The 12780-nt window shown below is 69.4% G+C and carries 8 protein-coding genes; 4 read left to right on the top strand and 4 right to left on the bottom strand.

Annotation, left to right across the window (positions count from 1 at the left end):
• Window positions 1-21: 21 nt before the first annotated feature.
• Window positions 22-2973: a glycoside hydrolase family 48 protein gene (locus tag ACFWFI_RS32585; protein ID WP_387397267.1), complete on the bottom strand. Its 2952-nt coding sequence runs from the start codon at window positions 2971-2973 to the stop codon at window positions 22-24.
• 1184 nt (window positions 2974-4157) lie between these two features.
• On the opposite strand from ACFWFI_RS32585, the gene ACFWFI_RS32580 reads away from it, so the two are divergent.
• On the top strand, window positions 4158-5912 hold the full coding sequence (locus ACFWFI_RS32580) for a glycoside hydrolase family 6 protein (protein WP_387397264.1): 1755 nt from the start codon (window positions 4158-4160) through the stop codon (window positions 5910-5912).
• Here ACFWFI_RS32580 and ACFWFI_RS32575 read toward each other — a convergent pair.
• Window positions 5909-6733 (bottom strand): VanZ family protein, encoded by an 825-nt coding sequence (locus tag ACFWFI_RS32575; RefSeq protein WP_387397262.1) that lies wholly within the window; start codon window positions 6731-6733, stop codon window positions 5909-5911. The two genes, ACFWFI_RS32580 and ACFWFI_RS32575, sit on opposite strands and share 4 nt — an antisense overlap.
• Before the next feature lie 61 nt (window positions 6734-6794).
• Here ACFWFI_RS32575 and ACFWFI_RS32570 point away from each other — a divergent pair, with 61 nt between their 5' ends.
• Entirely contained in the window at window positions 6795-7295 is a 501-nt protein-coding gene (locus ACFWFI_RS32570) for a tetratricopeptide repeat protein (protein ID WP_387397259.1), read from the top strand.
• Window positions 7296-7573: 278 nt separating this feature from the next.
• On the opposite strand, the gene rpmG is transcribed toward ACFWFI_RS32570, so the two are convergent.
• Window positions 7574-7738, bottom strand: a complete 165-nt coding sequence (gene rpmG / locus ACFWFI_RS32565) for a 50S ribosomal protein L33 (protein WP_033304921.1) — start codon at window positions 7736-7738, stop codon at window positions 7574-7576.
• Between the two features lie 522 nt (window positions 7739-8260).
• Between rpmG and ACFWFI_RS32560 the strand changes: the two genes are divergently transcribed.
• Window positions 8261-9694 carry a PP2C family protein-serine/threonine phosphatase gene (locus ACFWFI_RS32560; RefSeq protein ID WP_387397256.1) on the top strand — a complete coding sequence of 478 codons (1434 nt, stop codon included), beginning with the start codon at window positions 8261-8263 and terminating at the stop codon, window positions 9692-9694.
• A gap of 147 nt (window positions 9695-9841) precedes the next feature.
• Here the strand turns inward: ACFWFI_RS32560 and ACFWFI_RS32555 are convergent, their stop codons facing one another.
• Window positions 9842-11338, bottom strand: a complete 1497-nt coding sequence (locus ACFWFI_RS32555) for a DNA-binding protein NsdB (protein WP_387397253.1) — start codon at window positions 11336-11338, stop codon at window positions 9842-9844.
• Window positions 11339-11569: 231 nt separating this feature from the next.
• Here ACFWFI_RS32555 and ACFWFI_RS32550 point away from each other — a divergent pair, with 231 nt between their 5' ends.
• Window positions 11570-12706 carry an aminoglycoside phosphotransferase family protein gene (locus tag ACFWFI_RS32550; RefSeq protein WP_387397251.1) on the top strand — a complete coding sequence of 379 codons (1137 nt, stop codon included), beginning with the start codon at window positions 11570-11572 and terminating at the stop codon, window positions 12704-12706.
• Window positions 12707-12780 lie beyond the last annotated feature (74 nt).

The raw sequence follows: 12780 nt of genomic DNA, 5'->3' as shown, positions 1-12780 counted from the left end.
GAACCACTGGGCTGCGGTCACTCACTCCAGAAGGTCGGCATACGCCCCCAGAGCCAGTGCGACATCGGTCTGTGCCCAGAACCGGTGGTAGGTGAAGACGGGAGCGGCTCCGCCGTCCAGGTACGCCTGCACCTTCGGCCAGTTCGGGTCGTCCTTGTAGAACGACCGGATGGAGAGGAACGTCGAGTCGTTGTCGACGGTGTCACCATTGGGCATCGCCCCCGTCCAGCCGTTGGGGACGTACACCGGGTCGTCGAACCGGTTGTAGTCGGCGCGCGTCTCCGGCACCGCGATTCCCGCATCGTCCTGGTAGTGACTCCACATGCCGTCCAGCAGCCCTTCGGCCGTGGCCTTCGCCTCGGCGTCACCGGACCTGGCGGCGTAGTAGGTCAGCGTCCTGGCGTAGGCACCGGCCACCCCGACGTCGTTGGTGTAGTCGGCGACCGTGACGTGGAGTCCGGAGTTGGCGCCGGGGCTCGACGCGTTCCATGTGTCCGGGGCACCGGACCACTTGAGGGTGGACGGCATGAGATAGGTGCCGTCCGGGTTGATGGTCGTCTCGGACAGGGCCCAGTCGACCCACTTGTCCAGTACGGCCTTGGCCTGGGCGTCGCCCGACTCGTGGTAGTACTCGGCCACGCGCTCCATGGACCACGCCTGGAATCCGAACCACTGGTTGGACGGCGGGTCGTGGTAGACGGGCTTCTCGTCGTAGTACATGCCGTAGAAGGTCGGTGTACCGGCCGGAGGCTGGGCGTAGCTGCCCTTCCAGCTGTTGGTCGCACCGCCCGCTATGGCGCCCTCGTCGGACTGGAGCCACTGGTAGAACTCCATCTGCCGGTCCAGGCTCTTGGCCCAGTCCTGCTGTCCCGTGGCCGACTTGGGCTTGAGGTCGGCGACGGAGCTCAGCGCGTAGGCCGCCATCGGGTTCTGGTAGCCGCCGTGGGCGTGGCTGGATCCGATGCGCCAGGACCAGCCGGCCGAGGTGTCGGTGGCGCCGCCCCAGGCGTAGTACCAGGACATCAGGTAGTGGGCACTGTCCTTGCCGCTGCCGGCGGGGCAGGTGGTCGGACCGACACAGTTGCCGACCTTCTTGAAGTACTTGTCGAACATGGAGTAGCGGAGATAGTCGCCCATCTTCGCCGCCTTGCCGACGGTGGCCGAGACCTCGCTCGACTTGCCCTGCTCCTTCGCCCAGGTATCGGCCCAGTAGGCGGCCTGCACGGCACGGGCGTCCGCGTCCGGAGCGTTGGTGAACTTCCACTGCTTGGCGTAGGAGGCGTCCCCGGTGAACAGGTCCAGGTAGCCGTTGTCGCCGCCGTAGGTGAAGTTGTCACAGGTCGGGTGGGTGACGGTCTCCCAGACCGACTCCTGCGGCCCGCGCTGGAAGGTGTTGATGTACGACGGTCCGGTCTCGGTGGGGCCGGCCGAGCACTTGCCGGGCGTGTTGCCGTATCCGTAGACGTTGTCGACGTCCTGGATCCAGTGCATCCCGTAGATGTCGTCGGTGCCGTACGCGCTCTTCAGCTCGGAGGCGATCGGGTCCGAGCCGGAGGCCGCAGATCCGTCGAGGACGGCCGGGTACTCGTTCGGTGTGTCGTGTTCGGGCGCGTAGGTGGCCGGCTTCGACGCGTTGTAGAAGGAGTTCGTGGGCTGGTCGGCGTGGGTGGGGATCATGTACTTCTCCATGGTGTCCCACGCACCGTTGAACTTCGTCCAGTCCCCGGTGATCTTCCCGTACATCGCCTGGAGCCAGATCAGATAGCTGTAGGCCTCCGACGTCGTCTCGTGCCCCTGGTCGGGCGCTTCGACGATCAGGGTCTCGACGGAGTGGTAGGGGATGCCCTCCGAGGAGAAGTAGCCGTTCGCGGGGTCGGTGATCTTGCCGTACAGGTCGAGGAAGCGGGCGTCGTAGTCCTTCGCTTCGGCGAGCTGGGTGACGGTGACCTCCGACTTGCTGTGGCCGGGGGCGGTGACGGTGAAGGTGGCGGCTCCCGTGCCGGTCGCGTCGGCCGAGACGGTGACCTTCTGGGGCGTGGACCAGTTCGCCGAGGTGAAGGTGAGGCTCGCACCACCGGTGACACTCAGACCGGAGTTGCCCGCGCTCCGCGCCACCGTTGCGGTGACCGACGACGCCGGCGCGGTGGACAGCAAGACGTTGAATGTTCCCGACTTGCCTTGCTGGACGCCCAGTTGGGCGGGCGTGGCGACGACGGCCGGGCCGGCGACGACGGTGATGCCCGCCGGGGTCGACTCCGCCGAGGCACCGAGGCTGTCGTATGCCCTGGCGTACACCGAGTGGGCGCCGGCGGTCAGTCCCGTGGCGCTGTAGGTGTACGGGGACGTCGTGTCCGTGCCGAGCAGCTTCGTGTCGTCGTAGAACTCGACCTTGCTGATCCCCGCCCCGTCCGCGGCAGCCGCGGTGGCGGCCAGGGGGACGGGGTCTCCGGCGGAGAAGACGGCGCCCGCCGCCGGACTGGTGAGGACGGCGATCGGAGGCTGATGAGCGCCCACGCATGCCGTTCCGTTGACGGCGAAGGTGGTCGGCGCGGTGTTGGTGCCGCTGTAGGTGAACTGCGCACCCGTCGTGACGGCGGCGCCGGCGGCGATGGAGCCGTTCCAGGCGGCGTTCTTGACGGTGACGTTCTTGCCCGACTGGGACCATGTCCCGTTCCAGCCATTGGTGAGCTGCTGGCTGCCGGCGTAACCGTAGGTCAGGGTCCAGCCGTCGATCGCGGCGGAGCTCCTGTTGGTGACGGTGAGTTCGGTGCTGAAGCCCGAGCCCCAGTCGTTGGTCTTGTAGTCGACGCTGCATTGGACGGCGGCGGCCTGGGCCGGCGTGCCGGCTGCGGCGGTCATTCCCAGGGGGAGGGCCAGCGCCGCCACGATCGCTGTCCACAACCGGCGGTTTCCGGCTCCGGTTCTACCGGGTCTCCCCGGTAACCATGTTCTTCGTGCGCGTCCCGATGGCATGCGCAGTACCTCCTCGCGGCTCGGCGACATGGGGGGTGTGCGGGGTTGAGCACAAGCCTTGAACCAGTGGGAGCGCTCCCAGCATGGGGATGAGGAAAAAGAGAGTCAAGAGACTTGAAGAGTCGAATTATTTCGATAGCAAGAGATGGGAACTGGTGTGTTGACCGACACCACTTGACGCTCTAACGTCAAGCCACACCAGTGGGAGCGGTTCCACCAGTCGACGTGCCGTAGGGGGCACGCCCGATCTGCAAGGAGTCGCTCATGAGTCACCCCCCGCACTTGTCGCACCTGTTCAGACCGCCCGTCGGGGCGGTGCCCGACACGGCCGGCAGCACTTTCGCGGCCGTGGTCACGGCTTCCGGATCCGCCCTCGTACGCACGGTGGAGAACAGCACCGCGCATCAGCGGGACGGCGGTTTCCAAGGGAAGGGCATCGCGGCCGGCGACGATCCGAACGGGACGCAGGCGAACGGTGCGGGCTCCGCGGCGGGATCCTGGCCCCCTGCCGGGGACCGGAGCCGACGCCCGGTGCGTCGAGGCTCGAACAGCACGCTCTGCACACGGATCCGACCGGCTCCACCGGTCCGTCGGATCTGCCCGTCGCCGCCGACGGATCACCCTGAACGGGTGCCCTGAGCGACGAGCTCGTCGCATACGCCGCTGTGCGGACGAGCGCCGACGGGAGTACCCGCACCGCCCCTCCGCCCCCGACCGAGGAGTGCCTGCCTGGCCTGAACACCATGAACCCGTAGTACACGGACGAGCAGGACCACAGTGCCCTGGAGAACCCGGCCCGGCGGGGCCGAGAGCCACGGCACGGATCCGCGGCCGAACACCGGGCCGGCGGGCCACGCACGACCACCGCCACCCCGTGGCATGTCTACAGCACCCACGTCTGTGCGAACGAGGACCGCAGGCACTCCCCGCTCGCACGGGTCGGGCCGAAGTCCCCCTCGCCGCAGGTGAGATCGGCGAGAACACCTGCCCCCACCGGCTTCGCCGACCGGGTCGCGCAGGGTTCGACGACGACCAGGAACTCTCCTCCCGGACGGCCTGGAACACCTGGGACCGCGCTCCACGGCCCCGTCCTTGATCAGCGACTACGACGGTACCCCCACCCCGTACGGAATCGGGCTGCGCGAATTTCGCGCGCCCTCGACAGCTGAGGAAACGGAATTCGCATGAGCCGCACGAGCCGCACCAACCTGCGCCGATCCCGAATGGCGCTCATAGCCGCGGGAGCACTCGTCGCCGCAGCCGCGGGCTCCGCCGCCGCGGCGGCCCCCTTCGGAGCCTCCGCCGCAGCGGCGGCCGGCTGCACCGTCGACTACAAGATCCAGAATCAGTGGAACGGCGGACTCACCGCCGCGGTGAGCGTCACGAACACGGGCGACGCCGTGTCCAGTTGGCAGCTGGAGTGGTCGTTCGCCGGCAGCGAGAAGATCAGCCAGGGCTGGAACGCCACGGTCTCGCAGAGCGGCGCCGCCGTCACGGCGAAGAGCCTCTCCTACAACGGCGCTCTCGCCACCGGTGGCTCAGCGTCCTTCGGCTTCAACGCGACAGGCAACGGCAACAGCGCCGTACCCGCGACCTTCAAGCTGAACGGCGTCACCTGCAACGGCGGCACCACGGGCCCGACCGACCCGACCGACCCCACGGACCCGCCCACCGACCCGCCCGCGGGCAGCCGCGTCAACAACCCGTACGAGGGCTCCAAGGTCTATGTGAACCCGGAGTGGTCGGCGAAGGCCGCCGCCGAGCCGGGTGGCAGCCGGGTGGCGAACCAGCCGACGGGTGTCTGGCTCGACCGCATCGCCGCCATCGAGGGCGCCAACGGCGGAATGGGCCTGCGTGACCACCTGGACGAGGCCCTGACCCAGAAGGGCTCCGGCGAACTCGTCGTCCAGCTGGTCATCTACAACCTGCCCGGACGCGACTGTGCGGCTCTCGCCTCCAACGGCGAGCTCGGCCCGACCGAGATCGGCCGCTACAAGACGGAGTACATCGACCCGATCGCGGCGATCCTGGCCGATTCGAAGTACGCCGGTCTGCGCATCGTCACCACCGTCGAGATCGACTCGCTGCCCAACCTGGTCACCAACACCGGCAGCCGTGCGACCGCAACCCCGGCCTGTGACGTCATGAAGGCCAACGGCAACTACGAGAAGGGCGTCGGCTACGCGCTCAACAAGCTCGGCGACGCGCCCAACGTCTACAACTACATCGACGCGGGGCACCACGGCTGGATCGGCTGGGACGACAACTTCGGCCCGTCCGCCGACACCTTCAAGGTCGCGGCCACGTCCGAGGGCGCGACGGTCAACGACGTACACGGCTTCATCGTCAACACGGCCAACTACGGCGCGACGAAGGAGAGCAACTTCACCATCGACGACTCCGTCAACGGGACGTCGGTACGCCAGTCGAAGTGGGTCGACTGGAACCGCTACACGGACGAGCAGTCCTTCGCGCAGGCATTCCGCACCAAGCTGGTCTCGGTCGGCTTCAACTCCGACATCGGCATGCTGATCGACACCTCGCGCAACGGCTGGGGCGGCGCGAACCGGCCGACCGGGCCGGGCGCGACCACCAGCGTCGACACCTACGTGGACGGCGGCCGCTACGACCGCCGCATCCACCTCGGGAACTGGTGCAACCAGGCCGGAGCGGGCCTCGGCGAACGGCCGAAGGCGGCCCCGGCGGCGGGCATCGACGCGTACGTCTGGATGAAGCCCCCGGGGGAGTCGGACGGCTCCAGCAAGGAGATCCCGAACAACGAGGGCAAGGGATTCGACCGGATGTGCGACCCGACGTACACCGGTAACGCCCGTAACGGCAACAACCTGTCCGGGTCACTGCCCGACGCACCGGTCTCCGGCCAGTGGTTCTCCGCCCAGTTCCAGGAGCTCATGAAGAACGCCTACCCGGCGCTCTAGGCTCCGCGTCGACGGGCTCCGGGCGCTCCCCCGCCCGGGCCCTCCCGAAGGCTGCGCCACCTGTCGAACAGAGCGCGTCCGCGAGCCACCACCGGCGCGGACGCGCTCCGGCGTGCGCTGGGCTCGGACTTGGCCCCGCCGCGGGCCTTCGCCTTGGCCCCGGCCTTGGGCGTGGCAGCGGGCTTCGCCTTCGTGCCGGGCTTCGTCCTGGTTCCCGACTTCGCCTTGATCCCGGACCTCGGTTCCGTGACCGGCTTCGTCCTGCTCCTGTCGCCCGGCTTGCTCCTGGACGGGGCACGCGGCGCGGGCTTCGCCGCTTCCGCCGCGGCCGGCTCGTCCGAAAGCGCGTGATAGCGGTGGCTGACGCGCCGTCCCACCAGCGCGTATCCGAGGAGCGCACCGGCGGTGTTGAGGATGACGTCATCGATGTCGAAGGCCCGGCCCGCCACGAGCGCGCCCTGCGCGAGCTCGACGACCGCCATGACCAGGACGGTCAGCACGGTCATCCGGATCATCCGCAGACGGCGCGGCACCAGAATCGGCAGCAGCACGCCGAACGGTGCGCCGAGCAGGAGATTTCCGCCCGCCTGTTTGCAGGCGGCGAGGAAGGTGTAGTCCTCCGCGTACTGTCGCAGCGAGCGCCCCGGCCTCAGATTGGACGTCACGATGTCCTCGGACGCCGGTGACGGTGTGAGCGTCACCTTCGCCAGGACCACGGAGAAAGCCACCATCGCTACGAATGCCGCGGCCAGAACTGCCGCGCGAAGCAGCAATCGCCCTATGCCCCTGCGTCGTGCACTACGATCCGCCTCTGCTGTCATGGCGGAACGGATTCCCCCAACCCCGGCGGCCACACCCCGGGCCGGGTGCGACGATGTGCGCATGAGCGCACAGAAGAAGGACGAACTGCTGGCGGAGGCCGTGAGGCTGCGCGAACAGGGGCATCCCGAACAGGCCAGGGAACGCCTCCTCTCCCTCACCGCCGCGTTCCCCGACGCGGTGGACGTCGCCTATCAGACCGCCTGGGTCCACGATGTGCTCGGTCTGGAGGCCGAGGCCGTGCCGTACTACGAGCGGTGCCTGCAGGACGACGGGCTCAGCGCCGAGGACCGCAGGGGCGCACTCCTGGGGCTCGGCAGCACCTACCGCGTCCTGGGCAGGTTCGGGCAGGCCGTCGAGACGCTCAGGCGCGGTGTGTCGGAGTTCCCGGACTACGGGGCGCTGCGGACCTTTCTGTCCATGGCACTGTTCAACACCGGCGAGCATCACGAGGCCATGCAGCTCCTGCTGCGCCTGGTCGCGACGACGAGCGACAGTCCGGGCGTGCAGCGGTACCGGCCGGCCATCGAGCACTACGCGGCGGATCTCACGAAGACCATGTGACTGCGGACCGTACGAGCGGTGACTTCCGAAGACCGTGCGGCGGGTCACGCGGGCCGAAAAGAAGCCCCGGCCGGATCGGGGGAATCCAGCCGGGGCGGCTTGTGTGCGGAAGTAGGGCTGACCACTGCTCGACCGGCTGCGGCCGCTCACTCCCACGTATGGATGAACGATAAACCACCGCCCGCCGTTCCCCTGAATCCGCCCTCCGCGGTGTGATCCACACCACGACTATGCAGGCCAGGGCTCCGGCGGCGACGGGAAGGTGATGCCGTCGACCGTCAGCGAGCCTCGCGGAACACGACGTGACGCCCCGCGGCCGGGTCGAACTTCCGCAGCTCCAGCCGGTCGGGGTCGTTACGCCGGTTCTTCCGCGTCACGTAGGTGTGGCCCGTTCCGGCCGTGGACCGGAGCAGTACGACGGGCCTGGTCTCACTGCGCGCCATGGGACCTCCAGAGTGGGATCCGACCCCGCCCCCAGGATGGGAATGGGTGTCGTTTTCGTTACTGGTTCGCACAACACGCGCGGATGCGCCGCCATTCCCGCCGCGGAACACCCGGGACCACCGGCCACTCACTCCTGCACGCCCGGAGTCCGAACGGGTGGTCGACGCACTCCCGACCACCGCGTCGAACAGCCCATCGACCCGCAGCGCCATCGGCCGCACCGGGCGTCGGTCCACGACTCCGCACGACTCCCGCATATGCCCTGATCCCGGCCGGTGCGAACCGCGCGGGGCCGCGTGCGCGGGCGTACGCCGAGCCGCTCACGCCGGGTGACTTGCGTCAACTCCCCGCCAGGGGCAAGGGTGTTCGGCGGACCCTCGCTCCACCCAGCCGATGGCATATGCCGGAAGCAAGAACGTATCGAGTGTTGCCAAACCCCTTACGGGGCCCTTCAGCCTGTGCAACAGTCGTGTTCGGTCCACCCCCACGAACCGGCCGTACCGCCTGTATCGGAGTACCAGATGCCGTCCCATCTGTTTGCGGACCGCCCGGCCCCACAGCCGCCCGAGCGGGACGCCGTCGACGCCCTGATCAACCGGACCCGGCTGCTGCGCGGCGATGTGGACGCCGTGCGGCGCGACACCTCCGTGATCGACGACGACGATCCCCAGCTGCGCTGGCAGCGGGCGCTCTGCGAGCTCGCCGTCCATCAGCTCGACGACCTCGGCGAGCACCTGGGGCAGCTTCGGGACGGCATCCCGCACGCCACGGCCGCCGAGCCCGCGGGAGAGCATTCCGCCCGGACGACGGCCGAGCCGCCGGCGGGCTCACTCCTCAGCAGAGTGGGCAGCGCCGAGTGGAATCTCCTCACCGACGAGGTCAGCTGGTCCGACGAGCTGTACCAGATCTTCGGCAGGACACCGGGAACCGGAGCACTGTCCCTGGACGAGCTGCCGTCCCTCCTCCTCGCCGAGGACCAGCCTCTCCTGACGTCGATGGTGACCGACTGCCTGGTGGACGGCCGGCCGATAGACGGCGAATTCCGGATCCTGCTGCCCGACGGCGGTATGCGGACCCTGCACATGATGGGCGAGCCCGTCCTCGACGGGGACGGCTGCACCGCGTCGATGTGGGCGGTCCTGCGCGATGTCAGCCGGCTGCGACGCGGCCAGCACGTCGTCGGCAGGACGCAGGACACGTTGCGGCACCAGGAGCAGCTGGCCCGGGCCGAACACCGGATGGCGGTTGAACTCCAGGAGGCCGTACTCCCGCCGTGGCGCGGCTCGCTGCCGATACCCGGTCAGGGGGCGAGCGGTCTGGACATCGCCGCCCATTACCTGCCGTCGGGGTCGAGCGATCTGATCGGCGGCGACTGGTACGACGCGCTGCCGCTCCCCGACGGCAGGACGCTGCTCACCGTCGGTGACCTCACCGGCCATGGCATCCCGGCCACCTCGTCCATGGCGATGTTGCTCGGTGCGCTGCGCGGCATGGCCGTAGCAGGCGTCGACCCGGCGGCGGTGATGGGCCATCTGAACCAGTTGATCGAATGCTCGGCACAGCCTGCCCTGGGCAGCGCCGTATGCTGCCGCTTCGATCCCGCGGCCGGCACGCTCGTCTGGGCACAGGCAGGACACCCCGCACCGCTGCTGTTCCGCAACGGAGTGGGGCGCCCACTGCCCGCGCCGGACGGTGTGCTGCTCGGGGCCACATCCGGAGTCACCTATGAGCAGGACCGGATGGACCTGCTGCCGGGCGATGTGCTCGTACTCCACACCGACGGACTGACACGCCGGAGCGACCGAAACGCCGGCCCGGACATGCTTCTGGGGCTGGCGCCTCGGTTCGCGCAGGCCCGCACGGCACAGGAATGCGTACGGATCGTGGTCGAGAAGCTCGGAACGGCCGAACGGCTCGACGACGCCTGCGTATTGGTGGCCCGCGTCGAGGCGTGAGTGGGTCCGGCCCGCCTCGCGGATGGGGTCCTGGAGTGACCCCGCGTGGGCTTCCGGACCGCCTCGTACCTGTGAAGCACGCTGGGACGACAGGTCGGCACGACCCTCGACGGACGTCGTCCTGCGCCCGAGGTCTGCAGTCCCGAGTCAGATCTGGGAGCCTCTGGCCTTCTTGTTGGACGCGCTCGGTGGCAGGGCGCGTTCGATCTCCTCACGCAGGTCCTCGATCTTGGCGTAACCCGCGAACTGGCCGGTGAGCCGGTACATCTCGCGCAGCCGGTCCCAGGTCCTGTGCGAGGAGGTCTCCCCCATCGACACCAGGGCGAGCCGTGCGTAGCGGTCGGCCTGCTCGGGGTCGTCGGCGATGAAGCACGCCGAGGCGAGCGAGATGTAGTCGAAGATCTTGGACCGCTGGCGGCCGTTTATCCGCAGATCGAGTGCCTGCTTGGCGTGACGCTGAGCGGTGGAGGCAGCGCCCGGATCATGCTCGGCCAGCGTACGGAAGGCCAGGGCTTGCATACCGTGCATGTCCGCCTCGTCGAACATCTGCATCCAGCTCGGCGGCGGCACGTCACCCTTGTCCGAGACGAAGAGCTCCTCGGCCTCGCCGAGTGTGCGCCTCATGGCCTGCCCGCGCCCCATCGACGCCTGTGCCCACGCCTCGATGGTGTGCAGCATCGCGCGGGTACGCGGCAGGGTCTCCTCCCCCGAACCGGACTTGGCGAGCTTCATCAGGTCCAGGGCGTCGTCCGGACGGCCCAGGTGAACCATCTGGCGAGCGGCGCGGGAGAGCGCCTCCCCCGCGCGCGGACGGTCGCCGCCCTCGCGCGCCGCGTGGGCGGCGATCACGAAGTACTTCTGGGCGGTGGGCTCGAGGCCGACGTCGTGGGACATCCAGCCGGCGAGGACCGCGAGGTTGGCGGCGACACCCCAGAGACGGCGCTGCAGGTGCTCGGGGTGGTGGTAGGCGAGCATGCCGCCCACTTCGTTGAGCTGGCCCACGACGGCCTTGCGCTGGAGTCCGCCGCCTCTGGAGGCGTCCCAGGCCCGGAACACCTCGACCGAGCGCTCGAGGGCCTCGATCTCCTCGGAACCGATGGGGGCGGCCTCGTACAGGTCGAAGCCGGCGTTGTCGGCGTACAGGGGGTCGTTGAGGTGGGTGGCCCGGGCCGCAGGAGCGGGCTCGGAGTGCAGCCAGTCGTGCATGGCGCCGGTGATAGCTGAGCCAGCGGCGAGCGCGGCGCCCGCGCCCACCAAGCCGCGTCGGTTGAGCATGAGGTCCATTCCCGTGAATTCGGTGAGGACCGCTGCCGTCCGTTCGGGCGCCCACGGCAAACCGTCGGGATTGTCTTCCGTCCCGGCTTTTCGCCGTTTCCCCACACGCCCGCGCCGGCCGAACCCGAGGTCCTCGATGGTCACGACACGGCCGAGTCGCTCGGTGAACAGAGCCGCCAGCACTTCCGGCACGGGATCGCGGGGGGACTCCCCCATGTCGATCCAGCGCCGGACCCGCGAGGTGTCGGTGGCCAGTTGGAGGTGGCCCATGGCCGCCGCCTGTCTGTTCACCATTCTCGCGAGTTCGCCCTTGGACCAGCCGGCCAGGCCGAACAGGTCAGACAGGCGGGTGTTGGGTTCTCCGGTCACGTCAAGCCCCCAGGTTCTCGGCTGACTTGACCCTAGCCCCCTGGCGGATGCCCGGCGAATATTCGCCAGGGTTCGCCAGGGGTCGCTAGATGTTGTGCCACCCGCGGGCCGGTGTCAGGTAGGAAAGCGCCACCCCGCCCGGCAGCCCTAGGTACTCCCCAGGGTGCCGAACGGCCGCCGGACGGGGCGGCGCACGCAACTTGTCGGCGCACGAAGGGATCTGTCTCGCCCATGTACACAGCATCGTCCTCCGTGTCCGCCCCGCCCCGGCCGCTTCGTCCTCTGGGGGCGGGCGGCGGGCCGTATCTCGACCCCCGCGCCGCGTCACCGGCGTCCGGCACCGGTCGTGCCCGGCGGGCGGCGAGCCCTGGCTCCCAACCGCTCAGCGGCAGACTGGACTTGTCCGGCGTCCAGGGCGCGCAGCTCCGGATGGCCATCGCCTCGGTGCATCGCATCTGCCCGGAGTTCAATCCGGTGCAGGTGCTGCGCCGGAGCGGGCGCTCGGTGCTCATCGTTGGCACGACCGGCCGCGCGACCGCGGTGGCGAAGTGTTTACTCGACCACTCCCCCGCGTGGACGGAGCGGTTCCGGCACGAAATAGCGGCATACCGCGCCTTCGTCAGGCACCGCCCGCCAGTCCGGGTCCCCCGGCTCATCGCCGCCGACCCGGAGAACTGCACCCTGGTGATCGAGCGGATGCCCGGCCGTGTCGCGGCGCTGACGAGGCACCCGGCGGAGGCACCGCCCCGTGCGGATCTGCGGGCCGTTCTCGGAGCGGTCAGCCGGATCAACGCCTGGCGGCCGCCTGCCGGTCTGTTCGACGCCCCGCTGGACTACGCCGCACGCATCGCGCGCTATCACGAGTTGGGACTGTTCACCGACCGTGATCTGGGTGACCTGCAGAAGCTGCTGCACGGTCTGGCGCACGCGGGCGGCCGACAGGGCATGGGGCAGTTCTGCCACGGTGACGCTCTGCTCTCGAACATCCTGCTGCCGCCCACCGGACCGGTGCTGGTCGACTGGGAGCACGCCGGCTGGTATCTGCCCGGGTACGACCTGGCGACGCTCTGGGCCGTGCTCGGTGACGCACCTGCGTCACGACGCCAGATCAGCCAGCTGGCGCAGGCGGCGGGCGCCGCGGCCCGTGACGCCTTCCTGGTCAACCTCATGATCGTGCTGACGCGGGAGATCCGTACGTACGAGACGGCTGTCCAGCGTGCCATGCGCGAAGGCGCGCCGGCCGGGGGTGGCCAGGCGCGGCAGGGAGTGCTGTCCTCCGGCGAGGAGCAACGGCTGCTGCTGCGCAGGCTGCACGACGACTGCGCGATGGCCCGGCGGGCCGTGCGCGCAGCGGTGGGCACACGCTGACCACGCCGGGTCGACCGGCCTGACGAACGGGGGAAGCGCGCTGCGGGACCCGTGCCGACACACGGGTCCCGCAG

This window comes from Streptomyces sp. NPDC060209 (assembly GCF_042728155.1).
Classification (GTDB): domain Bacteria; phylum Actinomycetota; class Actinomycetes; order Streptomycetales; family Streptomycetaceae; genus Streptomyces.
Note: the sequence above shows the minus strand (reverse complement) of the source record. Positions and strands in the feature narration are given on the sequence as shown.